This is a genomic window from Pseudodesulfovibrio halophilus DSM 5663 (assembly GCF_059568665.1).
In genome coordinates this window covers 31,464-55,639 of record NZ_JCANTV010000004.1, presented here as the reverse complement: position 1 = coordinate 55,639, position 24,176 = coordinate 31,464, and the positions used below count along the sequence as shown (strand labels likewise).

Sequence of the window (24,176 nt, the reverse complement as noted above, 5' to 3'; positions counted from 1 at the left end):
AGGTAATGGCACGGAGAATATCGGGAACGTTTTGCCCGGTTGGGGAACCGGGGAGTGCCCGAAGGAGGAAGTCATGGCATTCAGTTCAATGTATATAGGCGCCACCGGGGTGAAGGCGTACAGCGACGGCATGCAGGTCGTCGGCAACAACCTCGCCAACGTCAATACGGTGGGATACCGCAAGGCGGATATCCACTTCAATTCGCTGATGTACTCGCAGATGGCCACCGGCAGCCACCGCTCCGCGGGAGGAGTGATGGAGTCCAGCCAGATGGGCAAGGGCGTCGGCGTGGCGGCCGTGCTGGCGGACTTCAGGCAGTCGGCCATGGAGACCTCCAGCGAGGTCACCGACATAGGCATCGAAGGCAAGGGATTTTTCGGTGTCGGGGACCCGGACGGCTCGGACGTCTTCTACACCCGTGCAGGCAACTTCCGTTTCGATCGCGAGGGGTATCTCGTGAACCCCGCCGGATATCGTCTGCAGGGATTCGGCGTTGACCGGGAAACCGGCGAGTCCACCGGCACCATCGGCGATGTGCAGCTGCCCATGGAAGACGTGGTGGTGGACGGCCAGACCCTGCGCACGGTGGTCAGCCCGCCGCGCGCCACTTCCGCCGTTTCCATGATCACCAATCTCGACCGCACGAGCCCGGATTCCATCACAAGCAGCACGAACCCGTTTTTCGCCATGTTCGGCAGCTACGACGCCTCGGACGAGGAGCCTCTTGCACGGGCTCCGTACACATCCAGCATCAAGGTTTACGACGAGAACGGCGATCCCCATCAACTGACGGTGTCCTTCGACCCGGTGAACGAGAACGGCGTCTCCAACGCTTCCGGCGGAAACACCTTCTGGGAATACGCCGTGACCATCCCGGCCTCGGAGGATGGGCGTGCAGGTTTTCAGGGCAGCTCGCAGGCCGGGCTGCTCGCGGTGGGCACCCTCAGCTTCGGCCCCGGCGGGAGCCTCGTGAACATGAGCGCCTTCACGGCGGACGCGGCGGGAACCCTCAGCAACTGGGCGCCGGCGGACATGGGATTGATTCAGAGCAACGGCATGCCCACGTTTGACGTGGCCTTCATCTCTTCCAACGGCAGCACTGCCGCGCAAACCGTGGGGCTGGACTTCGGGGTGACAACCTCGACCCTGAGCTGGGCAGGAGGTGCGAGCAACGCGGCCTCCGTGGGGATCAACGCCGCCGCGCTTCCGGAAATGAGCGACACCTCTCTGAGCGTGAACAACACCAGCTCGTTCCCGGACGGCTCCCGAACCAAGTTCGCCACGCAGGACGGGTATGCGCAGGGGTACCTGCGGGATATTTCCATCAGTCGCGACGGGTTCGTGGAGGGCAATTTCTCCAACGGGGAGACGGAGCGGCTGGCTCAATTGACCCTGTACCGCTTCCAGAACGACTTCGGCCTGCGGCGCGAGGGCGGCAACCTGTTCTCCGCCTCGCAGGACGCGGGGACGATCCTGACCGGAGCTCCCGACAGCGAGGCGTTCGGCACCACGAACCAGAACTCGCTGGAGATGTCCAATACGGACATGGCGCAGGAGTTCGCGGACATGATCCTGACCCAGCGCTCGTTCCAGAGCAACACCAAGGTCATCACCACTTCTGACTCCATCCTCAATACCACCATCAACATCAAGAAATAGCTCTTGAATCCGGCGGACCGGGCGGGTATCTCCATGCACGGAGGTATCCATGAACAGCGAAAGCATCCGGTCCGCCGTCGAAACCGCCCGCGCCGACAGCCCCGCCGGGGCCGAGGCGCTTTTCTGCGCCTGCGTGCTCGCGGACGCGCCCGTGCCCTTCGAAATGGCCATCGCCGCCGAAGGCGCCATGCACAATCCCGCCCTTATCAATCCCGCCGCCGCCATGTTCGCGGTGGCCGCCACCCTCGACCCGGTGTGCCGTCTCGGGCTCGTGGAGATGGACCACGGCACCGGCACCTTCAGCGTGCCGCAGCAGGTGCGCCGGTTCATCCTCGACGAGCTCGACCCGCAGGAACACGCGGTATGGCAGAGTCGGGCCCTGCACGCCCTGTCGCTGGCCGTGCCCGACGCCGAACCCGGATCGCAGGTGCCGGAACCCCTCGCTCCGCACGTTGCGGCCTGCGCCGACATGGTCCGCGACGGGCTCGCCACCCCGGACGCCAACCGCATCCTGCATCAGTACGGCTTCACCCTGCACTTTGCCGAAAGGCACGCCGAGGCCGTGGCATATCTGGAAGCCGCCCTCGAAGTGGACAAGCGGCTCAAGCCGGAGACGCACCCCGACATCGCGGCCGACCTTGAAGGCCTCGCCGCGGTACTGGCCGCTGCCGGCGAGCACGGACGGGCCGTAACGGTCTATCGTGAGTGTCTGGCCCTGTTCGAGAAAGGGTGGACCGAGAACAACCGCGCTCTCATCCCGGTCCTCGCTGGGCTCGCGCTGTCTCTTCGGGAAACCGGCGAACTGGTTGAAGCGGAAGAAACGGCCCGCCGGACGCGGGAACTGTTTGAGGAACATTTCGGGGATCTTCCGGTGGAGCCCGACGGAGTTGTCGCGGACTGCCTGAAGATGAACTAGGCGGGCTGCTCCAGCAGTCCGGCGAGGATGGCGCGCGGGTCGTTGGCCCTGAGGGCGCGATGAAACGCTTTTTCCGCGTCTGCCTCAAGGGCGAGGTGCCTTGCGTAGCGAAGGGTTTCCATGCCCTGCTCGATACGGAACGCGCGCAGGTCGGCCAGCGCGCTCTCGAGTTCGAGCCGCCAGTCTCCGCGTACATGCAGAGTCAGCATGGCCAGATAGCCGCTGCGGGCGTGTTCCAGCCCGCGCTGGGCGCGCGTGGCGTTTTCCATCAGCCGCAGGGAGTCCAGATTCTCCGGCTCCAGCTCCAGCGAGGTGACGAGGCAGTCCGTCGCGGCGCCCGGCAGGTGGCGGGAAGCGGAAAACGGAAAGCCGTGCCGCATGATCTTTCCCTGTCGCAGCAGCAGCCTGGCCCACTGCCGGAGCATGGCTCCGGGAGACTCGGGGGCTTCCGGGATTCTGGCGTCGATCGCCCGCAGGTGCCGCATGAGCATGGCGCGGGCGAGTTCCCGCATGGTATCCCCGCCGCAGCGCATGGCGGCGGCTGAGGCGCAGAGGTTCAGGTCCGTGGACGATGCGTACCCGGCGTCTGCGAACACCGCGGCGGCGGATGAGGCCATGGCCGTCTTGTCGTCCGCAAGGGTCTGCATCCTGAGCGTGGCCGCCATGACTTCGGCGTCCGCCGGGATGGAACACAGCCGCCGCACCAGTTCGCCGTTGTCCATCACGGAAAGCCCGGACTCCAGCAGTCGGGTGGCGGCGAGGGTCAGCCATTTTTGCGGATTGCCCGAAGCCGCGGCCGGAGCTTCGTCGGCAAACTCCAGAATGCGCGCAGCCCGATGTTCCGGCAGATGGTCGCGGTTCACGCGCTCCCACGCGGCGCGGGCCATGGCCTGGCTCGCCGCGCGGTCGGAGAGCAGGTGATCGCACAGGGCGCGCATCTCTGCCGCGTCCGCGTAGACCGCCGCCTCGGTTCCGGGGACGAAGAGCGCGTCCTGCTCGGAGCCGAGGTCCTGCGTCACCGGCACGCAGCCGCAGGAGGCGGTCTCGAAGAGCCGGAAGTTCACCTCGCCCAGAATGGATTCATTGGGCGCGAGCCTCGAGTCAGCGTAAAAATCAAGCATCTCCGGCAGCGTCAGGTCGTCGCGATGAACGAAGCGTTCGTCGTATCGTTCGGCGAGCATGTTCACCAGCCGCTGCCGCATGGGCCGTTGGGCCGTGACCCGCCCGGCAAAGGCCAGATCGTGGGTGCGGTCGCCGAAGGAGGACCATGCCCGCGCGTGGCCGTACCACGGCAGATGCGCCGTGCGTGCGCCGAAGGCCTCCACGGCTGGGCGCCAGCGGTCCTGCGTGCAGAGGGTCAGGTCGAACAGTCTGGCGTAGCAGGTGTGCCAATAGGCGTTGAGGTGCGGGTCGACCGCCCAGAAGAGCCTCGGGCAGTCCAGTGCGTCCAGTCCTTCCAGAAAAAGTCGCCTGCCGAGGTTTTCCTGCTGAAAGACGAGGTCCGGGCTGAAGTCGTGGCGATCAAGCTCGGCGGGCAGGTCCAGCAGGGACCGCTGCGGGCCGGGACGCAGGGAGAGCACCCTGCATCCCGTGGCCTCGAAAGCGCGCACCAGTGGCGGAGAGCACTCCACGAGACAGACGTTTTTTCCCGGCATCGTCATGGCTCTCCCCGGCGGCCTAGCGTTGCATGTCCTCGATGACGGTCTTGAGCTCCCGGGCCAGCTCGGAAAGCTCCAGCACGGCCTGATTGGATTCGGTCATGGCCCGCGACGTCTGGTCGGCGATGACGCTGATCTCTTCGGTGGAGCGGGTGACCTCCTCGCTCGCGGCGGACTGCTGTTCGGCCGCGGTGGCGATGTTGCGCACCTGATCCGCGGTCTGCTCCACGAGGGAGACGATCTCCGTCAGCGCGTTGCCGGACTGATCGGCCAGCTCCGTGCTGCGGTCGATGGCCTTGGTGGCGTTGTCCGTGCTGGCGATATTCTTCTGCGTGGCGCTCTGAATGGCGGATATGTAGTCGCCCACCTCTGTGGTGGCGGTCATGGTCTTTTCGGCCAGCTTGCGGACTTCGTCGGCGACCACCGCGAACCCTCGCCCGGCCTCCCCGGCGCGTGCGGCTTCGATGGCGGCGTTGAGCGCAAGCAGGTTGGTCTGGTCCGCGATGTCGGTGATGACGTTCATGATCTTGGAGATGCCCTCGGCCTGCTTGCCCAGCTCGTTCATGTTGACCTTGAGCTCGGAGGCGCTCTCGTGGACCTGCTTGATGGTCCCGACAACCATCTCGACCACTTCGGCGCCTTCCTGTGCGCGTCCGCGCGACTGGTCCGCCAGCTCCGAGGCGCTGGAGGCGTTCTTGGCTACCTCGAGCACGGTTGCGTTCATCTCTTCCATGGCCGTGGCCGTGCCGGCGGCGTTTTCGCGCTGCTGGTTGGCGCCCCGGCTGGATTGCTCGACCTGCGCGGAGAGCTGCTCGGACGCCGAGGCCACCTGGTCGGCAACGCGGTTGGCGCGACCGGCGGCGTCCTCGATGGTGCGGTTCTTTTCCTCTATCTGGCTGAGGGTGTTCTTGATGCCCGTCAGGTCGTTCATGAGGGCGAAAGCACCGGTGAGGTTGTTGTCGAGGTCGTACAGCGGGGCCACGTCGAAGCGGACGTGAATGCGGCTGCCGTCGGAAAGGTCGGAGGTGATTTCGTTGCCGACGATGGAGCGCTGTTCGCGCATGGCCTGTCCGGTGATGGTGGACTTTCTCTCGTCCCCGTAAAAGAGTTCGCCCATGGTTTTTCCGAGATGGTCCTCGGGCTTGCCCCTGAGCTTGTAGAGGTCAAGGTAGGCCTTGTTCAGGAAGGTGAGCCGCTCGTCCCGGTCCACCACGAGGCAGGGATTGGTCAGCCCCTTGAGGATGCCGTCGGCAAAGCCGAGCCGGGTCTTGAGTTCCGCCACCATGCTCTGCACGGATGCCTTGAGGTGACCCATCTCCCCATGGTCCGGGATGTCCACCGAGGCGTCCAGTTCTCCGGAGCTGACCTTGTCGGTGTACGTGATCATGCGGTGCAGGGGCGTTTCCACGGCCCGGAAGATGAGGTAGGAGACTCCGAGCCCCGCGATGAGCGCGGCAAAGGTGAGGACAGCCAGCTGAATTTCGGCAAGGCGGCTCTGCTCAAGCAGCTCGTTGATGCTGTTCGATACCACGTGATTGCCCAGCTCCGCGTCCTCTATGGCTTCTTCCACGCGGTAGATGGCGTCCTTGGCTTCGGAGAGCATTCTGTTGCCCTGCTCCGGGCCGATGTTCTCCTCGAGGATCGTGTCTGCGGCCCTGAAGAAGAGGTCGTGATATTCGTCGTAGTCCTCGAGCATTCCGGCCAGGGCGCGGCGTTCCTTGTCGCTGACGTGCCCGGTCTTCGTGGCGAGGTCGCGAAGCTGGTTGATCTCAGCGCGAAGTCGTTTTGAGGCCTGCTCGAATTTTTCGAGGTAGGCACGCTGTTTTTCCGGATTGCCGGCGTTCAGCAGAAGGTCCTTCTCATAGCGTCGGTTTTGGAGGATGAGGCGCTGAATGTTGATGGCCGAGTTGGAGAACTCCAGCTCGACCCTGATCATGCGCTCGTTCTTTTGGGAGTTGTCGTAAATCTGATAAAAACCGATGCCGCCCACTGCCACGGTCAGTACCAGAACCAGCGTAAAGCCGGTTATCAGTTTTGCCTTGATCGTCTTCATGCTGTTCGCCCCTGTTGGGATTGCCGTTCGTTACCTCCATGGATAGCCGATGACCCCATGAAATTACAAGCGTTATGAGATGATTGAGTCGGCGCGGCCGCCTCGGACGGAATTCGCCCCTAATCCGAAACGGCGGGCGGCCGATAAGAGATGTACGCACCCGAATCAGGGTCCGGAACGGAGATCATCGTTCCGGGAGGCCTGCAGCGGGAGACGGGGAGAAACGGGGGAAGGGCTCGGCCCTTCCCCCCTTGAAAGGAAACCGCAACACCGGAGGGGAGACTGGTGGCACGGGATCGCGAAGGCCTCGACGAGGCCCTGCGCTCAGTATGTTCTTCACGCGCCGATGAGAAGCGTCGAACGGAAGACGAGGCCGAAAAAGGCCGCCGTCGCCGGATCGAGGAACTCAAGCGGCAGGTCCGCGAGGGCGACTACAGCCCGGACCTCAAGGACATCGCGCGGCTGCTGACGTCCGCAATGGACCCGACCCTGTGACACGCGGGGCGGGCCTCATGCGCCTAGCCCTTGAAAACGTCGTTCCTGATGGCCTCGCGGGCCGCCACGGAAAGAAAGTCCGCCGGATCCACGCCGTGCCGGTCGCAGTATTCGGAGATGCGTTCCAGCAGGTGCCGGTGAAACGTCACGCCCACCTCCTCGAAATCCGAGCCGTCGGCAGCCGTTTCCACTGCCGCGAGTTTGGCGTCGCCGGTGGACGGCAGGCCGCGCACCGCGTCGAAATCACGCGGTTCGGGCAGTTCTCCGCCGGATTCCAGCTGCATGGCAACGAACATCGCCAGCGCCTCGTGCGCCATGTCCAGCGCCTCTTCCATGTCTGCCCCGAAGGTCACGCATTCCGGAAAATCCGGGAAGGTGACGCCGAAGCCGCGTTTTTCCTTCTTGAATACCGCAATATACTGCATTGATGATCGCTCCTTGTCTGTTGCGGTCCTGTTAGCTCCGCAGGGCCCGAAACGCAACAGCTACGCACTATCGTCACGCTGCGGTCATGCACCGGTGACAGGATCCGGGGTATGGTGCTTCTAGACAAATTCACGAAAACCCCGCATGGTACTATCCATGAGAAAAGGAGGTCGCATGGAAACGGACGAGGCATCTCCCTTCGGGGTATCGTCAGGCTGAGTTCAGAAACGGAAAACAGCTAACACGGACGGGGGATTATGGCCCAGAAGCATTTTGTCCTCGATACCAACGTCCTCATTGAAAATCCCAAAAGCATCGCTGCCCTCAGAAACGGGCAGGAAAACATCATCCACATTCCCTACACGGTCCTTGCCGAGCTGGACAAGCTCAAGAAGGACCCCCGCGTCGGTCACATCGTGGCCAAGGCGGTCGGGTGCATCCTCGACGACGAGAGCGTCTGCATCCTGCCCCCGGACTTCGCCCAGGAGCTGACCGACGAAACCTACGACGACCGCATCCTCAAGGAAATCATGCACACGGCCCCCGAAGGGGCCATCCTCATCACCAACGACCGCATCCTGCAGATCAAGGCCAAGGTCTTCGGCATCCCGTGCGAGGCGTACCGCGATTCGGTGCCGTTCCGCTCCGAGTCGCAGAACTACACCGGCTTCGTGGAGCCGGACGAGGAGCCCGTTCCCAACTGCTTTCGCTGGGAAAACGGCACCCCGGTGCTCTACGGGCCGCACGGGCCCAAGTCCATGAGCTTCCAGCACGAGGCGTGGAACGTGAAACCGCGCAGCGTGTACCAGAATCTTGCGCTGGAGCTGATGCTCAACGAGGGGATCGACATCGTGTCCATCCAGTCCGAGGCGGGCTACGGCAAGACCTTCCTCGCGCTGGCCGCCGCCCTGTATCTGGTGCTCGAGCGCAAGGACAACCCGTTTCGGAAGATATATCTGGTCAAGCCCGTGGTGGAAATCGGGGCCAAGATGGGATACCTTCCGGGGGACATTGAAGAGAAGATGACGCCCTACGTGCGCTACGTGAGCGACCAGCTCGCCAAGCTGCACGAGATGCGCTCGGCCAACCGCATCTTCGCCGACCCGTCGGCGGAGAATCTCAAGCTCAACCCCAAGCGGTTCGAGATTCAGCCGGTGGCCTTCATCAGGGGGATGAACATCGAAAACGCGGTGGTCATCATCGACGAGATGCAGAACCTCTCGCGTTCCGAGACGCGGGCGCTGCTGACCCGCATGGGCGAGAACGTCAAGTGCATCTGTCTCGGCGACACCCGGCAGGTGGACAACCCCTATCTCAACGAATCCAACAACGGACTGAACTGGGCGGTGAAAAAGCTCAAGGGCTACCGCAATTACGCGCACATGGTGCTCAAGGGAGAGCGGTCCCGCGGACCCATCACCGACATCGTGCTCAAGTCCAAGCTTTAGGAGTGCAACATACCGCATGAGATATGCGATCTGCGCGTTGATCATGACGCTTGTCTTCGCAGCCACGGCTGGCGCCGCCGAGCAGCAACGCCCGGCGGCGTTTCCCTCTCTGGAGTCAGTGGTGCGTTCGGTGAAGAAGGCCGACTTCTGCGGCGAGTCCGTGCCGCTGCACATAGTGGAGGTGCGCGAGCGGTTCGAAAAGGACCTGCTGCTCATGCTCTGGGACCGCGCGCAGGTCATCCTGTGGCTCAAGCGGTCCTCGCGCTATTTCCCTCATATTGAGAGGCTGCTGGAGATGCGCGGCATGCCCGAGGACCTGAAGTACATCGCGGTCATCGAGAGCGCGCTCCGGAATCAGGCCGGGTCGTGGGCCGGGGCCAAGGGCATGTGGCAGTTCATGCCCGCCACGGGCCGCAAGTACGGACTCACCGTCAACCGCAACGTGGACGACCGGCGCAATTTCTACTTCGCCACCAAGGCCGCGCTGGACTACCTTCAGGAGCTCCACGACCGTTTCGGCTCGTGGACGCTTGCCGCCGCGGCCTACAACATGGGCGAGAACGGGCTGGAGCGGCGCATCCGCGATCAGGAGACCGACGACTTCTACCGTCTGCACCTGCCGGCCGAGACCGAACGCTACGTGGTACGCGCCGTGTGCGCGAGGATGATCATGGAAGACCCCGAACGGTTCGGCTTCGACCTGCGCGAAGAGGACTACTATCCGCCGCTGCGGTTCGACCGGGTGCGGGTCAAGGGGCGGCGCTCCGTGCCGCTCATCGTGATCGCCAAGGCCGCCAATACCTATTACAAGATGATCAAGGACCTGAACCCGCAGCTGCTGAGTGACATTGTCCCGCGCGGCAACCACGCGGTCTTTCTCCCCGCCGGAGCAACCGAAGGGTTCCTGCGCCGCTACAATCCGGTGCTCAAGGCCTATCGCGAGGAGAACGGGGCGGATACCTACCACGTCCAGCCGGGCGACTCGCTCATACGCATCGCCCGCAGGCACGGGGTCTCGCTGGAGCGGCTTCGCGAGCTCAACGATCTTGGTTCGCGCTGCGTCATCCACCCGGGGCAGGTGCTCCGGCTGGAATAGGCCTACAGCGAGGCGGCCAGCATCCCGGCGCCGAACGCCGCGATGAACAGTGCGCCGAGGGTGGTGAGCAGGGCGTGGGACCAGTTCAGGATGGTGCGGTTGTGCCCCGCCATGCGGAGCGTCGCGCCGCGTGCGCCCACGGCGGCCCACGCGAACAGGGTGGTGGTCAGGCCCATGCCCACCGCCATGGCGAACATGGCCGCCAGCCCGGACCACAGGATGTTCAGCCCCACGGCGAAGGCAAGCACCACGGCCGCGCCGGGACAGGGGATGAGGCCGGTCACGAAGGAGACCAGCAGAACATGGCTCTTGCCCCTGCGGGCTTCGGCCACGTCGCCGGGCGTGCAGGCCGCGCCCGCTTCGGCTTCGCGGAGTATCCCGCCCTTTCTGAGCTCCAGAACGGCTTTCACCGCCAGAAACACGCCCATGAGCATGAGCAGGCCGTAGCTGGCGGGCTGCATGACTTTTGCGGCCTCGTGGAAGCCGCCCATGCCCGCCCCGAGTATCATGTAGGCAGCGGCGACCACGGCCACCGCGGACCCCACGTGTACGAAGGTGATGGCGTTGCCCATGAGCGCCCCGAGCCAGAGGTCGCCGGGGCGTGCGAGGAAATAGGAACAGACCACGGACTTGCCGTGCCCCGGCCCCACCGCGTGCACCACCCCGTACAGGAAGGAGAGGGCGAGGAAGGTCCAGAACGCCGGCCCGAGCGGGTTGTCGCGGATATCGCCGCCCAGCGGCGTGATCTTTTTCTTGAGCGCCTTCTGCCACGCGCGGGCCTGCATGACCACCTTGCGGAAGAAGCTCGGCTCGACCTTCTTCTGCACGGAGCCGGGCGGCACCGGCGTCGGAATGGAGACGCCGGAAGGGCTGCCTACCCGAAAGTGAATGCCGCGCGGAATGTTGAATCCCGCCCAGTAGGCGAGGTCCTGCTCGTCACGGATCGTATGTTCGGCGGCAAGCTCCGAGGTGTTGTCGTAGGCCACGGCGTCTTCCTTGAGCAGGATGTCGGCGTAGTATTCTTTGTCATACACCGCCAGCCGAAACATGCCCGGAGCGGGCACTCGCAGGGGAATGAAGAAGTCGTAGACCAGCCGGTTGTCGTCGCGAAGGGACGCCTTGAATTCCGTGGCCTCCGGGATTTCCAGCCGTTCGCCGCCGGAAAACGCGGCCGTGAAGTAGTCGGAGTTTTTCAGGTAGTCGAATGCCCCGCTTTTGATGCTGTCGCTCCACTGCGGTGATGCGTCGTCCAGCGGCAGGTCGAGGTCCCCGAGCAGGGCGCGGGTGAACATCTCGTCGAAGAGCCAGTGCTGCCGCACGCCCCGGACGCCGTCCTCGTCAACTTCGAAGGTAACTTCCGCGTCGATGAAGACGTGAGGATGGGCGGCGGCCACAAGCGGAATTGCAGCCAGGGCAAGGGTCAGGAAAAGGGTTCTCAGCTTGGGCATGTTCGAAGCCTTGTACCTTCGGTCCCGACGACGGGCAAGCCGCATTTTGGGAGATTTCCCGGAACCTGCCGGAATGCGAAAGCAATTCCCCATATTGCAATATCAATTGGTTTACACTAGAGTGAGCGGCACTGCTTCACAAAGTTGGCGGGCAGCAATGCGGAGGATGAATGGCTGGCACTGAAAACGCAAAACGCGGCACGCCCCTCTTTCCCGGAAGAGGGCGCTCTCTGTCGCGTGACCTGACCGCCAGCCTCGTGGTCATCGTGGTGTTCTTCGCCACGGCCATGATCGCCTACACCTACTGGCACCAGTCCCGCGACATGCGCGACGCCGCCGAACGCAAGGCCGGAGAGCTCACGGCCCGCGTGGTGGAGATTCTCGCCGTCCCCATCTGGAACCTCGACTACGAAAACGCCCGGCTCATAGGCGCCGTCTACGCCCAGAACGAGATGGTGCAGGGCTTTCGTATCTATGGTTCGCGTAACGACGTCATCTACGCCCATGAAAAAATGATCGGCATCAAGCCGGACTTCCGACGGGTCAAGGACATCGTCTTTGAAGGACGTACCATCGGCCGTGCCGAGATCGACTTCACGCTCATGAGCGAGCGCGACCGCCTCGAGCGGCAGATGCTCGTCTCCGTGATGCTCATCCTCGTTTCCGTCGTGGTCATTCTGGCCGTGACGGGCATTTTGCTGCGCGTCTTTCTGGCCACGCCGCTACAGGTCCTGCAAAAAGGTATCAGCCGCGTGGCTCGCGGTGATTTCTCTTATGACTTCGGCGAGATATATCATTCAGAGTTGCTGGAGATCGCCGAGCGGTTCCGGAAGATGAGCGCGGAGATCGAGGCCCGTGAACGCAAGCTGCAGGTCATGAACAACACCCTGCAGGAGGCCGAGGAGAAATACCGCGGCATCTTCGAGAACGCGGTGGAAGGCATCTTCCAGTGTACGCCGGAAGGGGAGATGCTCAATGCGAACCCCGCCATGGCGCGCTTCTTCGGGTACGACTCGGTCAAGGAGTTCCTGCTGCGCACCCGGAACGTGAAGGGGCTGATGTTCCTGGACGGAGAGCGCGGGGACATGTTCCTCGACGCCGTCACCAACGAGGGCGAGATCATCCGGTTCGAGGCTCAGTACCGCCGCAAGGACGGCAGCATCGTCTGGGGGTCCATCAACGCCCGCACCGTGCATGACCGTGACGGGAACATCGTCTCCATCGAAGGCATCCTTGAAGACACCACCGACCGCAAGAAGGCCGAAGAGGAGCTGGCCGACCTCAACCGCCACCTTGAGCAACTGGTCCGCAACCGCACCGAGGATCTCGTGCGCAAGGCGCGGGAGCTGGAGGACGCCAACCGCAGGCTGCGCGAACTGGACGAGATGAAGTCCGCGTTCCTGTCCTCGGTTTCCCACGAGCTTCGCACCCCGCTGACCTCGATTCTGGGCTTTGCCAAGCTGCTCTCTCGTGACTTCAACAAGAATTTCAAGCCGATGGCAGAGGGTGACGATCGACTGCTCCACAAGAGTGACCGCATCAACGAAAACCTTGAGATCATCGGTCAGGAAGGCGAACGCCTGACGCGGCTCATCAACGACGTGCTGGATCTGAACAAGATCGAGTCCGGCAGCATGGGCTGGCAGGACCGGCCCATGGACATCGGCGAGCTCGTCGGCCGCGGGGTGCAGGCGGTCAAGGGCATCTTCGACCAGCGCAGCGGCGTGCGCCTCATTCAGGACATCGACCCGAACCTGCCCAAAGTCATGGTGGACCCGGACCGGATGCAGCAGGTGTTCATCAACCTGCTCAACAACGCGGTCAAGTTCACCGAGGAGGGCACGGTCACCGTGCGCGCCCGCATGGCCGGGGACGACATGATGCGGGTGGAGATCGAGGACACCGGCGTTGGCATCGCGCCCGAGGAGCTCGACAGCATCTTCGAGAAGTTCCACCAGTCCAGCCTGAACATCATCAAGCACAAGCCGCAGGGCACCGGCCTCGGCCTGACCATCTGCCGCGAGATCGTCGAGCACTACGGCGGCCGCATCTGGGTGGAGTCCTCCATCGGCGAGGGCAGCACCTTCGTCTTCACCCTTCCCCTCGAATAGCTACTGAATCAGCCGCCACGTTCCGTCGGGAGCGCGGTAGGCCGTGGCGTGCACCGTGTCCTTCCTTCCATCCGGGAAGGTGGCGGTAAGGGCCACGTCGCGTTCAATGCGTCCTCGGTCGCGGCGGGCGGGGCGCGGGATCGCGCTGTACCGCATGTCGGTGTCTGGGTTGCGCCACTCTCGGCTGCTGCCGGACGGCGTGTGCTCCAGCGTGCGCGAGAGCTGCGCGCGGTCTTCCTTGTCCAGCTCGTTCCCTGCGAGGTACCCGAGCAGCAGACCGGTCCCGGCACCGATGGCAGCGCCGGAGACCTTGTTGTTGAAGGTCAGCGCGCCGATGGTTGCCCCGGCAAGGGCTCCCAGTCCGGCACCGGTGCGGGCCTTGTTCGCGCAACCGGTCAGGAGCACAAGCATCGTCAGCGTGGGAATCAGAAAGCGGGTCATGGTCGTTCTCCTTTTTGTCGGACAAAAGGCAAGCACCGTGCCGGAAACGATTTTGGCCCAAATGATCCGGGATCGTTACAGAATTGTTGTGAAGCGGTGAGGCCCGGGGCGTATTCGGCGGGGAATGAAACGCAAATATTGCTCAAGGGGTGCAAAATGGTGTCGGAGATGAAGGTTCGCGTGGTCGATCCGGACAGCAGGGATCACGCGCAGGCCTGCGAACTGCGCCGGCAGGTGTTCTTCAGCCACCTCGGCAGCGAGTTCGACGGCGTTCGCGATGACCGCGAAGAGGACAGCATCCATGCCGTCATCCGGGGCGAGAGCGGCATTCGCGCCTGCGGACGCCTGACCGGCATCGGCCCGGCGCGGTGGGTGGTGACGCAGATGTGCGTGGAGGAGGCATGGCGGGGACGCGGGCTCGGCAGCCGGATACTGACCACGCTGCTGACGCAGGCCGTCGAGCGCGGCGGCGGGCGGATCGAACTGGCCTCGCGCCTGAACGCCGTGGGGTTTTATCGCCGCTTCGGGTTTCTTCCGGCGGGCGACCCGTTCCCCTCCCGCAGAACCGGCGCCATGCTGCTGCGCATGGTGCTGGAGCTGTCCGTCAACTGATCCCGTTTATTCGAGCGTCTCCCGGTCGTGCAGGCCGAGGAGGTACAGGATGGAGTCCAGCCCGAGCGAGCTGATGGCCTGACGCGCGCCGCGCTTGACCTTGGGCTTGGCGTGGAACGCGATGCCGAGGCCCGCGAGGTTGAGCATGGGCAGATCGTTGGCGCCGTCGCCCACGGCGATGACCTGTTGCAGGCTGATCCCTTCGTGTTCGGCGAGCTGCTGGAGCAGCTCCGCCTTGCGGTCCGCGTCCACGATGGTCCCTTCGGCGCGGCCGGTGAGCTTGCCGTCGAGAATCTCCAGCTTGTTGGCAAAGACGTAGTCGATGCCCAGCCGCTCCTGAAGCCGCTCCCCGAAATATGTGAACCCGCCGGAGAGAATGGCGATGGTGTAGCCCACGCGCTTGAGGTTGCTGATGAGCCGCTCCGCGCCCTCCGTCAGCGGCAGGCGCTCGTAGACCTTCTCGAGCACCGTCTCGTCCAGCCCCTCGAGCAGCGCCAGCCGCTTGCGGAGGCTCTGCTTGAAGTCCAGCTCTCCGCGCATGGCCGCCTCCGTGATGGCCGCCACCTTGTCGCCCACGCCAGCTTCCACGGCCAGCTCGTCAATGACTTCGGCCTGAATGAGCGTGGAGTCCATGTCGAAGCAGACCAGCCGCCGGTTGCGTCGGAAGATGCTGTCTTCCTGAAAGGCGATGTCCGCGCCCGTCTCGGCGGACATGTCCAGAAACGCCTTGCGGATCACGCCGAGGTCGCCGGGAACGCCGCGCACGGAGAACTCCACGCAGGCTCGCCCGGGGTCCCTGCTCTCGTCCAGCGGTCGGCGGCCCGAGAGGCGGCGGATGGTGTCGATGTTCAGCCCGTTGTCGTGGATGATGCGCGAGATGCCCGCGATGTGTTCCGGGGTGATGGCGCGCGCCAACAGGGTCACGATGTGCCGGGGGCGGTCGGCGGCGTCCACCCATTTCTCGTAGCGTTCGTTCTCGAGCGGGTGAAGTTTCATGGAGACCCCCAGCTCGTGGGCCTTGAACAGCAGCTCCTTGAGCACGGGGCGCGAGTCGCGGGGCAGCTTCAGCAGGAAGCCGAGCGTGAGAAAGTCGTGAATGACCACCTGGCCGATGTCGAGAATGTCCGCGCCGTATTCGGCAAGCACTTCGGAAAGGGTGGCGGTCAGGCCCGGACGGTCCTGTCCGGTAACGTGTACGAGAACGGTCTGTTCCATGCTCTGGGCTCCGGTGAGGGTTCTGCTGTGTTCCGGCGGAATGTGTCACAAAACCTGCCGGGAGTAAATCTCGCACGGCGGTTGACAGCGCAATGTTGTTTGTCTATTTTGCCAAACATGCAAATTGAACAGATGGAAGACATGGCAGCCGCACGGTTGCCGGATGCCGGAATCGAGGGTTGCGCCGAGGTTTTCAAGGCGCTGGGACACGGCGCGCGACTGAAGATGGTCTGCATGCTCGTCGAAGGCGAACAGTGCGTCTGCAAGCTTCAGGAGGCCGTTGGGCTGGATATGTCCACGGTTTCGCGGCATCTGTCCGTACTCAAGCGGGCGGGCGTGGTGAGTTCCAGACGGCAGGGCAACTGGCAATACTACTCGCTGGATCTGGACTGCGTGGGGGGCTTCGTGGCCTGCCTCGCGCAGCGGATGGCTGAAACCGAAGGAACGGAATAACATGCAGGAACTCAACATGGCACCGCAGGAACCCTGCGCGTGCATGTCGGAAGGCGGCGGGGCGAAGAAGGCTCCCCAGTGGAGCGCGGCAAGGATTTTCGGGATAGGCATCCCCGCCATTGTCCTGTGGTTCGCAGTCTACAAGATGCTCAAGCCGGTTGCCGACCATGTGACCGCGCAGGTCTTCGGGCTGGACATGGCCAAGCCGCTCGGCGCGGCCGTGGCGTTTTTCATCTACGACACGCCCAAGGTGCTGATGCTGCTGGTGTTGATTGTGTTTTTCGTGGGCATCCTGCGCTCGTACTTCACCCCGGAGCGCGCGCGGGCCATGCTGGCGGGCCGCAGGCAGCTGGCGGGCAACGGCCTCGCGGCGGCGCTGGGTGTGGCGACGCCGTTCTGCTCCTGTTCGGCGGTTCCGCTTTTCGTGGGCTTCGTGACCGCCGGTGTGCCGCTTGGCGTGACCTTCTCCTTTCTCATCTCCGCCCCCATGGTCAACGAGGTAGCGCTGGTCCTGCTTTACGGCCTGTTCGGCTGGAAGGTGGCCGGAATCTATCTCGTCACCGGTCTCGCCGTGGCCGTGGTCGCGGGGTGGATCATTGGGCGGCTGAAGATGGAGCCGCATCTGCAGGACTGGGTGCGTTCCCAGCTCTCCATGGGTGGAGCGCCGAGTTCCGTTTCCATGACCCTGAGCGATCGCGTGCGGGCCGGGCTGGAATCGATACGGGAGATCGTGGGCAAGGTCTGGCTGTACGTGGTGATAGGCATCGCCGTGGGCGCGGGCATCCACGGCTACGTCCCCGAGGACTTCCTTGCGGGCATCATGGGCCGCGAGGCCTGGTGGGGCGTTCCCGCGGCGGTGGTCATGGGCATCCCCATGTATACCAACGCGGCCGGGATGGTCCCGGTGGTGCACGCGCTCATCGGCAAGGGGGCGGCGCTGGGGACCGCCCTGGCGTTCATGATGTCGGTGATCGCCCTGTCCCTGCCCGAGCTGCTGATCCTGCGCCGGGTGCTCAAGTTCCGGCTGCTGGCGGTCTTCACCGCCGTGGTGGGCGCGGGCATCCTGCTGGTCGGATATCTCTTCAACGTGCTGATGTAGGATTAGTTTTTTTCGGCACACCTTGTCACCGCCCGAACGGAAAGGTATATAAGCCTCCTGGACCCCTTTATTCAGAGTCCGGGAGGCTTCATGCGTTTCGACGGGCCAACGACGTGCGGGATTGACGACGACTACATCGAAAACCGCATCAGGGAGAAGATCGAGGACTACAGGCGCTACTCGTTCGACGAGAAGAAAAGCCGCGCCCTGACGATTTTCTTCGATCTCAGTCAGGAGTTTCAAGGACGTGACCGGTTCTATGAAACTCTCATCCTCATTCTGAAGGTCGTCTTCAAGCTGGAAAGTGCCATGTACGTGCTGGAAGATGAAGAGACCTTCGTCCTCGCGTCCTGCTCCAGAGCATATTCCAGAGACCCCCGCATCACCCGGGGGTGGGACGAGGACATGGGCCGCGAGACGGTCCGGCGCGGCGAGCGGCTCTACATCCCGGTCCGGTGCAACCCGGAATTCAACGACATGCTTCCCTTTACCCCGCCGGACGACATCATCGGCATGCTGGTGGTGGCGCTGCCGCGGGAGCACGAAGACGCCATGCTCCTGTTTCTGGAAAAATACGCCAACCGCGTCGGGTTTCAGCTCCACAACCGCATCCTTCGCGACAGGAGCCGCGAGCATCTGGACTTCATCAGGAATCTGGTGGAGGACATCGGCCACAACGTCATCGTTCCCAATATCTACTTCAAGTTGTATTTCAACAGACTCCGGCGGCGCATAGACTCCCTCGCCGACCTCCGCGACGAGGCCGAAGCCGCGGACAACGAGTGCTGCCGCACCATGGCGAAAAAGCTCGACAGGCTGCACGGCGGCCTGCGGGAGCAGTACGAGGAGATATACCGCCACTATGTGCAGACCAGCATGTTCCTCGAGACGCTGCTGCGCCGCAGGCACTTCGAAGAGGGACGCTACGTTCTGGAGAAGCGGCCGTGCAATCTCATGCGTCAGGTCATCGAGCCGCAGCTGGAGCGATACCGCGAGCGGCTCACCGAGCGCGGCATCAAGGTGGACCTCTCTTTCGGCGGCTCGCCTGATCAGGCCATCCGCATGTATATGGACGTGGGCCTGATCTCGCAGGTCTTCGCCAACCTCTTTTCCAACGCCGTCAAGTACACCGGCGAGATCGAAACCTCTGACGGCAGGCGCGGCAAGTTCATCAGTTACGGCTGGCGCATCCTCAAGGACTATTTCGGAAAGGAAAGAAGCGGCATACGCATGTTCGTGTTCACCACCGGGGAGCCGCCGAACGTGGACGATCCCATGGAGCTGTTCGAGCCGGGCTTCCGGGGGGCGGACACCGCCGCGGAGCAGGGATCGGGACACGGCCTGTACTTTGTCAGACAGGTGGTGGAGCTGCATCGCGGAGAAGTGGGGCTGGACGTGCATCCGGAAGGGAACGAGATATTCATCATCCTTCCATTTCAGGTGGAGCCGGAGAACAGCAACGCGCCCAAGCAGTGCGATCTGTAACCGCACGACCCCTTACTCGGAAGTCGGCCCGTCAGGTGGGCCGGTGCATGATCTTGCGACGGTAGTAGGCCAGCACCAGACAGGTGAGCGGCAGGGCCAGCACCAGCCCGAGGAAGCCGAGCAGCTTTCCCCATACTGAAAGCGAGAGCAGGATCATCCACGGCGAAAGGCCGAGGCTGTCGCCCTGAAACTTGGGCACCAGAAATCCGTCCTGAAGCGTCTGCACCACTGCGAACACCAGCCCGACGCCGCCGAGCGCGGCCCAGAAATTCCCGCCCGTCGCCAGTGCGTCCAGCCCCGCCAGAATGAAGGCCGGGATGAGTCCCAGCGTCTGCAGATAAGGCACCATGTTCAGCAGGCCGATGAACAACCCCAGCAGCACCGCCAGCGGCATACCCAGAATCAGGAAGCCCGTTGAGAACAGGATGCCCACGGTAAGGGCGATGAACGCCTGCGTACGGAAGTAGCGGTCCACGGCGCCGGTGAATTCGTCGGAGAATTCCTTTGCCGGGTTCTGCCACGAGGGGGGTAGCTGGTCGGTCCAGTGCTTGAGGCGCTCGAAGTCCGCCAGCAGAAAGATGAGATACAGCAGGATGATCATGAGCCCGCCCACTGCGAGCATGGTGTCCGCGGTGCCGCTCACGAGGTTCCAGACGCCGGGGAGCACCTTCTTGGCCGCCTCCTGTGCGGTGTTCAGCAGTCCCGACTCCGTCAGCAGTTCCCGGATTTCGGGCCGCTTCACGAAGTCCACCAGCGCCCTCCAGATGTCCTCCGGCAGGTATTCCACGGCGCGCTGGGCCATGTTGGAATCGTTGACCAGCGAGGTCAGGAGCTTGCCGGTGCGCGTCACTTCCCGGATGGCCATGGGGACGGTGACCCACAGCGCGGTGCCGAGCACCACGAAAAGGGAGCTTAAAGTAAGTCCCACGGCGAGCTTGCGGTTTTTCACCTTGCTCTGGACGCGCTCCACCAACGGGTTGACGAAGTAGGCAAAGGCCAGCGCCGCGGTAAACGGGAGCAGGACGTCGCTGAGCGTATCCAGAAGCAGCACCGCTCCCCAGAGCAACGCGGCGGTGATGCCGATGCGGACCACGCTGTCCAGAGTGTACTGTTGGTCGTTCTTGAACATGGGACGGAACCTCCCTTTAGCGATGGGATAGCAGGTGCCAAGGCAATTCTCAACCGCAACGGTGGGTTGCAATGAGCGAATCCCGGTGGCATCCATACGTCATGGAGGGACTTTGACCAGACCGAGCCTGCTTGCCCTGCTGGGCGTATTTCTGAAACTGGGGACCACCGCCTTCGGCGGCCCGGCCATGATACCCTACATCAAAAAAGCCGTTGTGGAACGCCACGGCTGGCTTGACGAGAAAGATTTCAGCCTCGGCATGGGCGCGGCCCAGCTCGTTCCCGGCGCAACGGCAATGCAGGTTGCGGCGTGGGCCGGGCTGCGTATTCGCGGTACGGCCGGTGCCTTTGTAGCCTATCTCGGGTTTTCCTTTCCGGCCTTTCTGCTCATGCTCGGGCTGTCCATGCTCTATTTCAAGGGCGCGGACATGCCCCGGATACAGGCGGCGTTCGCCGGGCTTCAGGTGGTTGTGGTGGCGCTGGTGCTCAGTGCCGCCTTCGACTTCGCCCTGCAATACTGCGACTCCCTCAGGGCGCGCCTGCTCGCCCTCGGCGCGGGCGTCTGGCTGGCGTTCAAGGGCAACCCGATCATCGCCCTCGTGGCGGTCTGTCTGCTGGCGGTGCCTCTGTTCAGGGAGCTTCCCGCCCTGCGCCCCGACGCCCCGCGCGGAAGCGGCCGTGGCGGTTTTCTCGTCCCCTCATGCCTCGTTCTACTGGCGGCGGGCTGCTGGCTTGCGCTGCACTCCCTCCGGCCCGAACTCGGCGGACTGGCCGCGCTCATGGCCCGGATCGACCTGTTCGCCTTCGGCGGCGGCTACGTCTCCGTGCCGCTGATGCTGCACGAGGTGGTGGAAGTGCGCGGCTGGCTGACCGAAGCCGGGTTCATGGACGGCATAGCGCTGGGACAGCTAACGCCGGGACCCATCGTCATGACCGCCACCTTCGTGGGCTACAAGGTGGCCGGGCTGGCCGGAGCCGCCGTGGCGACCGTGGGGGTCTTCACCCCGTCCTTCATCATCCTGCGCTTCATTGCCCCTGTATCCCGCCTTCTGGTTGCCTCTCCCATGGCCGCCCGGATGCTCAAGGGCAGCCTGATCAGCCTTGTGGGGCTCATGGCCGCAGTGGCGGGACGTTTTGTGCTGAGCACCGAGTGGTCGGCAGTGTCCGTCGCCATTGCCGTTGCCGCTTTCATTGCGCTCAGGATGCGCGTGGACGTGCTGTGGGTGGTGCTCTGCGGTGCCGGCGCTGCGACATTTTTGATATGATGCGTCAAAAGCTCTCATGATTCCATTGACTTTTCTCATTTGCGGAGTGACAAAATAGTTAATCCTTCCCGAAGTGGCGTTGCTTTCGGGCGGAGGAGGCCGGACGTATCATTCCATCGAAAACGGGGGGTTTTCGTGCTCAAGAACATGCCTTTCCAGTCCAAGCTGCAAATTGGGGTATTGTCCGTAGTCGTGCTGGCTATCGTGACCATGTCCGCCATCACCTACGTACAGGTACAGAACTCGCTCACGGTGCTCGGCGAAACTTCCATGGAAGCATTTTCACAAAGCATTTTCGAAACCATGGAAATGCAGCACTCCACGCTCGCGGACAAGGTCAAGGGCGACCTGTCGTACATGGAGGCCGAGATAGAGGAGGAGGGCACTCCGTATCTGGATCGCAACGACTCCACGTCCATGACCATCGTCAACCAGATCACGGGCAAAAGCGAGCGTGTGACCATCCCGAAGATGAAGATGGGCCTGCACACGGTGACCGGGACTCATGATGTCGTGGACAGGGTGCAAAAGCGCGTCGGCGGAACCGCCACGATCTTTCAGTTGCTGCCCGGGAAGCTGCTGCGCATCTCCACCAACGTGCTGAAGAAGGACGGCAGCCGCGCGGTGGGCACATACATCCCGTCTTCCAGCCCTGTCTACAAGACCATCATGAAAGGCGAGACCTACCGCGGCATCGCCTACGTGGTGAACGCATGGTACCAGACCGCCTACCAGCCGCTCAAGAACGCCTCCGGCGAAGTCATCGGCGTGATCTACGTGGGCCGCAAAATCCTTACCGACGAGTTTCGCAAGGCCGTGGAGGCCGCGAGCATCGGTGGCGAAGGCTACGGGTTCATCTTCAACCGAAAGGGAACCCTGATCCTGCACCCCTCGCTTGAAGGGAAAAGTCTGAAAGATTACTCCTTCTGGTCACAGTTTCGCGAACAGGAGGACGGCTTCGTCAGGTACGTCTTCCGGGGCGACGACAAGCAGGTGTTCATCAAGTATTTCGAGCCGTGGGGATGGAGCTACGGCTTTTCGCTCACCCATGAAGAGATGATGCACGGCGTGGACAAGAAGGTGCTCTACTGGAATGTGGGCATCGCAGCCGTAGCCGTAGTGGTCATCTCGCTGATCCTCGTGCTGCTTATCCGCATGGTGGTGCGACCCCTGCGAGGGCTCTCCTCCTTCACGCACAAAGTGGCGGAGGGCGACTACAACGCGGAGATCAGTTACCCCGCAAACGACGCCATCGGCGAAACCATCGACGCCGTGCGAGACATGACCGCGGAACTCAAGACCAAGCTCGGCTTCTCTCAGGGGCTCCTCAGCGGCATAACCGTCCCCTGCGTCGTTGTGGACCTTGACGAACGCATCACCTTCATCAACCAGCAGGAGCTCGACCTCTTCGACAAGCCCGGAAGGCCCGAGGACTACATCGGACAACCCTTCGGCCTGTTCGTCTACGGCGACGCCAGCCGCAAGACCAAGCTCCACGAATGCCTGCATCAGGACACCTGCCTGCTCGGGGTCGAGACCTCGGGAAAAACCGACAAGGGCAAGCAGTACGACATCATCGTCGACTCCGCGCCGCTCAAGGATCTCGACGGCAAGGTCATCGGCGGCTTCACCCTCATCAAGGATATGACCGCCATCAAGGAAGGGGAACGCAGAGCCGTAAGACAGCGCGAGAACATCGTTTCCATCGCGCAGGAAGCTGACACCATCTCGGAACAGCTCTCTTCCGCAGCCGAACAGCTCGCCACACAGGTCGAACAGGCCTCCAGAGGAACAGACCTGCAACAGGAACGCGTTGCCGAGACCTCCACGGCCATGGAGCAGATGAACGCCACCGTGCTCGAAGTAGCCAAAAACGCCTCCGACGCCGCCGAGAATGCGGACAACGCCAAGCAGCAGGCGCAGGAAGGCGCAAACGTTGTGGAGCAGGTGGTCCGGGCCATCAACCGCATCGAGGCACGCTCCGAACAACTCAAAAACAGCATGAGCACCCTCGGAGAACAGGCGGACGGCATCGGCACCGTCATGCAGGTGATCGAAGACATCGCCGACCAGACCAACCTGCTCGCACTCAACGCCGCCATCGAAGCCGCCCGCGCAGGCGAGGCAGGACGTGGGTTCGCCGTGGTCGCCGACGAAGTCCGCAAGCTGGCCGAAAAGACCATGGCCGCCACCAAGGAAGTGGGACAGGCCGTCAGGGATATTCAGGACGGCGCACGAGAAAACCTCCAGTCCACGGAAGAAGCAGTCTCCGCCATCACCGAAGGTACCGAACTCGCCGGAAAGGCCGGCTCCTCCATGACCGAAATCCAGACGCTCGTGGAACAGTCCGCCGATCAGGTACGGAACATCGCCACCGCAGCCGAAGAACAGTCCGCCACCAGCGAAGAAGTCAACCGCGCCACAGACGAGATAAATACCGTCTCTTCCGAAACCGCACGGGCCATGCAAGAGTCGCGAGAAGCCATCGAATCACTCGCCTCACAGGCCGCAAGGCTTCAGCAGCTCATCGAAAGGATGCAGCAGGACTGATCAGGCCCGAAAAGAACGGTCAGACACAAACAAAAGAGGCCGGGTCAGATGACCCGGCCTCTTTTGTTTCTTCGAGGGCCCTCCGGGGGCTTAAGAACCCTTTTGCAAAAGGGTTCTTAAGAATCTCCCAAAAACTTTTGGCTTGCCAAGCCGCTTTGAGGCTTTCCGAAAGCCCTGACGTGTAGGCGGCTTGGCGGGTGGCTGACGACGGTTTCAGGTAGTGGGGGGATATCACAGCGTAGGGAGTTCCAAGCTGTTCGGCCAAGAATTGCAGCGTCCAATATCTCCGTCAACGGGGTTGCAGCTGGGACGCGGGTTTTGCGGTCGCATGAACCGTGCGCTGCAGGCCCGCTGACAGCTCAGGGTTTCCAAAGGGGGGCCGCCCCTTTGGTCCGCCTGAAGGGCCCGTCGGAGACCCGCCGGAGGCATCCATTTCGCAAGATTTAGTGGAACGTCCGCGTCTATAGATATCACCCGACCCTGCGTGGCCGGTCAAAAGAGCCTCTTTGACTCGACAGGCAGTTGCTGCGGTACTTGGTTGTCGGGAGAGGGTGATTTGCCGGGAGTTTTGGATGGGAGCGTTTGGGCCGACGGAGCACTTTGGAACTGAATTTGTG

The 24,176-nt window shown here is 63.0% G+C and carries 19 protein-coding genes; 12 read left to right on the top strand and 7 right to left on the bottom strand.

The features are described from left to right. The first annotated feature begins 73 nt into the window (after nt 1-73). A complete protein-coding gene (locus tag BR24_RS01650; RefSeq protein ID WP_496539774.1) occupies nt 74-1,660 on the top strand; it encodes a flagellar hook protein FlgE in 1,587 nt (528 codons plus the stop codon). 49 nt (nt 1,661-1,709) lie between these two features. After that, nucleotides 1,710-2,576 carry a tetratricopeptide repeat protein gene (locus BR24_RS01645; RefSeq protein ID WP_496539773.1) on the top strand — a complete coding sequence of 289 codons (867 nt, stop codon included), beginning with the start codon at nt 1,710-1,712 and terminating at the stop codon, nt 2,574-2,576. On the opposite strand, the gene BR24_RS01640 is transcribed toward BR24_RS01645, so the two are convergent. Beyond that, nucleotides 2,573-4,237 carry a glycosyltransferase family protein gene (locus tag BR24_RS01640; protein WP_496539772.1) on the bottom strand — a complete coding sequence of 555 codons (1,665 nt, stop codon included), beginning with the start codon at nt 4,235-4,237 and terminating at the stop codon, nt 2,573-2,575. The two genes, BR24_RS01645 and BR24_RS01640, sit on opposite strands and share 4 nt — an antisense overlap. Nucleotides 4,238-4,253: 16 nt before the next feature. Continuing rightward, complete coding sequence (locus tag BR24_RS01635) at nt 4,254-6,287, bottom strand: methyl-accepting chemotaxis protein (RefSeq protein ID WP_496539771.1); 2,034 nt, start codon at nt 6,285-6,287, stop codon at nt 4,254-4,256. A 285-nt stretch (nt 6,288-6,572) separates the two neighbouring features. Between BR24_RS01635 and BR24_RS01630 the strand changes: the two genes are divergently transcribed. Next, the gene (locus BR24_RS01630) at nt 6,573-6,782 is read left to right on the top strand and encodes a flagellar biosynthesis anti-sigma factor FlgM (RefSeq protein WP_496539770.1); all 210 of its coding nucleotides are present in this window, start codon (nt 6,573-6,575) and stop codon (nt 6,780-6,782) included. 23 nt (nt 6,783-6,805) lie between these two features. On the opposite strand, the gene BR24_RS01625 is transcribed toward BR24_RS01630, so the two are convergent. Next, the gene (locus BR24_RS01625) at nt 6,806-7,207 is read right to left on the bottom strand and encodes a type II toxin-antitoxin system HicB family antitoxin (RefSeq protein ID WP_496539769.1); all 402 of its coding nucleotides are present in this window, start codon (nt 7,205-7,207) and stop codon (nt 6,806-6,808) included. A 258-nt stretch (nt 7,208-7,465) separates the two neighbouring features. Between BR24_RS01625 and BR24_RS01620 the strand changes: the two genes are divergently transcribed. Both BR24_RS01620 and BR24_RS01615 read left to right on the top strand, forming a co-directional pair. Beyond that, a complete protein-coding gene (locus BR24_RS01620) occupies nt 7,466-8,656 on the top strand; it encodes a PhoH family protein (protein ID WP_496539768.1) in 1,191 nt (396 codons plus the stop codon). A 16-nt stretch (nt 8,657-8,672) separates the two neighbouring features. Next, the gene (locus BR24_RS01615) at nt 8,673-9,752 is read left to right on the top strand and encodes a lytic transglycosylase domain-containing protein (RefSeq protein WP_496539767.1); all 1,080 of its coding nucleotides are present in this window, start codon (nt 8,673-8,675) and stop codon (nt 9,750-9,752) included. 2 nt (nt 9,753-9,754) lie between these two features. Here BR24_RS01615 and BR24_RS01610 read toward each other — a convergent pair whose 3' ends face one another. Then, complete coding sequence (locus BR24_RS01610) at nt 9,755-11,200, bottom strand: HoxN/HupN/NixA family nickel/cobalt transporter (RefSeq protein WP_496539766.1); 1,446 nt, start codon at nt 11,198-11,200, stop codon at nt 9,755-9,757. A gap of 170 nt (nt 11,201-11,370) precedes the next feature. Here BR24_RS01610 and BR24_RS01605 point away from each other — a divergent pair, with 170 nt between their 5' ends. Next, nucleotides 11,371-13,311, top strand: coding sequence for a sensor histidine kinase (locus BR24_RS01605; protein ID WP_496539765.1), 1,941 nt, complete (start codon nt 11,371-11,373; stop codon nt 13,309-13,311). Here BR24_RS01605 and BR24_RS01600 read toward each other — a convergent pair whose 3' ends face one another. Continuing rightward, complete coding sequence (locus BR24_RS01600; protein WP_496539764.1) at nt 13,312-13,752, bottom strand: RT0821/Lpp0805 family surface protein; 441 nt, start codon at nt 13,750-13,752, stop codon at nt 13,312-13,314. A gap of 156 nt (nt 13,753-13,908) precedes the next feature. On the opposite strand from BR24_RS01600, the gene BR24_RS01595 reads away from it, so the two are divergent. Then, nucleotides 13,909-14,364, top strand: coding sequence for a GNAT family N-acetyltransferase (locus BR24_RS01595; protein ID WP_496539763.1), 456 nt, complete (start codon nt 13,909-13,911; stop codon nt 14,362-14,364). 6 nt (nt 14,365-14,370) lie between these two features. On the opposite strand, the gene serB is transcribed toward BR24_RS01595, so the two are convergent. Continuing rightward, nucleotides 14,371-15,579: a phosphoserine phosphatase SerB gene (gene serB / locus BR24_RS01590; protein WP_496539762.1), complete on the bottom strand. Its 1,209-nt coding sequence runs from the start codon at nt 15,577-15,579 to the stop codon at nt 14,371-14,373. A gap of 117 nt (nt 15,580-15,696) precedes the next feature. Here serB and BR24_RS01585 point away from each other — a divergent pair, with 117 nt between their 5' ends. The 3 genes from BR24_RS01585 to BR24_RS01575 all read left to right on the top strand — a co-directional run bounded on the left by BR24_RS01585 (nt 15,697) and on the right by BR24_RS01575 (nt 18,616). Continuing rightward, nucleotides 15,697-16,032: an ArsR/SmtB family transcription factor gene (locus BR24_RS01585; protein ID WP_496539761.1), complete on the top strand. Its 336-nt coding sequence runs from the start codon at nt 15,697-15,699 to the stop codon at nt 16,030-16,032. 1 nt (nt 16,033) lies between these two features. Continuing rightward, nucleotides 16,034-17,131, top strand: a complete 1,098-nt coding sequence (locus BR24_RS01580; protein ID WP_496539760.1) for a permease — start codon at nt 16,034-16,036, stop codon at nt 17,129-17,131. Nucleotides 17,132-17,221: 90 nt separating this feature from the next. Then, nucleotides 17,222-18,616 (top strand): sensor histidine kinase, encoded by a 1,395-nt coding sequence (locus tag BR24_RS01575; protein WP_496539759.1) that lies wholly within the window; start codon nt 17,222-17,224, stop codon nt 18,614-18,616. Between the two features lie 31 nt (nt 18,617-18,647). Here BR24_RS01575 and BR24_RS01570 read toward each other — a convergent pair whose 3' ends face one another. Next, nucleotides 18,648-19,745, bottom strand: coding sequence for an AI-2E family transporter (locus tag BR24_RS01570; RefSeq protein WP_496539758.1), 1,098 nt, complete (start codon nt 19,743-19,745; stop codon nt 18,648-18,650). 112 nt (nt 19,746-19,857) lie between these two features. On the opposite strand from BR24_RS01570, the gene chrA reads away from it, so the two are divergent. Further along, entirely contained in the window at nt 19,858-21,009 is a 1,152-nt protein-coding gene (chrA, locus tag BR24_RS01565) for a chromate efflux transporter (protein ID WP_496539757.1), read from the top strand. Between the two features lie 135 nt (nt 21,010-21,144). Then, complete coding sequence (locus tag BR24_RS01560) at nt 21,145-23,559, top strand: methyl-accepting chemotaxis protein (protein ID WP_496539756.1); 2,415 nt, start codon at nt 21,145-21,147, stop codon at nt 23,557-23,559. The last annotated feature ends 617 nt before the right edge of the window (nt 23,560-24,176 follow it).

Excerpts from the sequence above, each read along its gene's own strand:
- BR24_RS01650 (WP_496539774.1), top strand. The coding sequence starts at position 74 with ATGGCATTCAGTTCAATGTATATAGGCGCCACCGGGGTGAAGGCGTAC.
- BR24_RS01645 (WP_496539773.1), top strand. The coding sequence starts at position 1,710 with ATGAACAGCGAAAGCATCCGGTCCGCCGTCGAAACCGCCCGCGCCGAC.
- BR24_RS01640 (WP_496539772.1), bottom strand. The coding sequence starts at position 4,237 with ATGACGATGCCGGGAAAAAACGTCTGTCTCGTGGAGTGCTCTCCGCCA.
- BR24_RS01635 (WP_496539771.1), bottom strand. The coding sequence starts at position 6,287 with ATGAAGACGATCAAGGCAAAACTGATAACCGGCTTTACGCTGGTTCTG.
- BR24_RS01625 (WP_496539769.1), bottom strand. The coding sequence starts at position 7,207 with ATGCAGTATATTGCGGTATTCAAGAAGGAAAAACGCGGCTTCGGCGTC.
- BR24_RS01620 (WP_496539768.1), top strand. The coding sequence starts at position 7,466 with ATGGCCCAGAAGCATTTTGTCCTCGATACCAACGTCCTCATTGAAAAT.
- BR24_RS01615 (WP_496539767.1), top strand. The coding sequence starts at position 8,673 with ATGAGATATGCGATCTGCGCGTTGATCATGACGCTTGTCTTCGCAGCC.
- BR24_RS01610 (WP_496539766.1), bottom strand. The coding sequence starts at position 11,200 with ATGCCCAAGCTGAGAACCCTTTTCCTGACCCTTGCCCTGGCTGCAATT.
- BR24_RS01605 (WP_496539765.1), top strand. The coding sequence starts at position 11,371 with ATGGCTGGCACTGAAAACGCAAAACGCGGCACGCCCCTCTTTCCCGGA.
- BR24_RS01600 (WP_496539764.1), bottom strand. The coding sequence starts at position 13,752 with ATGACCCGCTTTCTGATTCCCACGCTGACGATGCTTGTGCTCCTGACC.
- BR24_RS01595 (WP_496539763.1), top strand. The coding sequence starts at position 13,909 with ATGGTGTCGGAGATGAAGGTTCGCGTGGTCGATCCGGACAGCAGGGAT.
- serB (WP_496539762.1), bottom strand. The coding sequence starts at position 15,579 with ATGGAACAGACCGTTCTCGTACACGTTACCGGACAGGACCGTCCGGGC.
- BR24_RS01585 (WP_496539761.1), top strand. The coding sequence starts at position 15,697 with ATGCAAATTGAACAGATGGAAGACATGGCAGCCGCACGGTTGCCGGAT.
- BR24_RS01580 (WP_496539760.1), top strand. The coding sequence starts at position 16,034 with ATGCAGGAACTCAACATGGCACCGCAGGAACCCTGCGCGTGCATGTCG.
- BR24_RS01575 (WP_496539759.1), top strand. The coding sequence starts at position 17,222 with ATGCGTTTCGACGGGCCAACGACGTGCGGGATTGACGACGACTACATC.
- BR24_RS01570 (WP_496539758.1), bottom strand. The coding sequence starts at position 19,745 with ATGTTCAAGAACGACCAACAGTACACTCTGGACAGCGTGGTCCGCATC.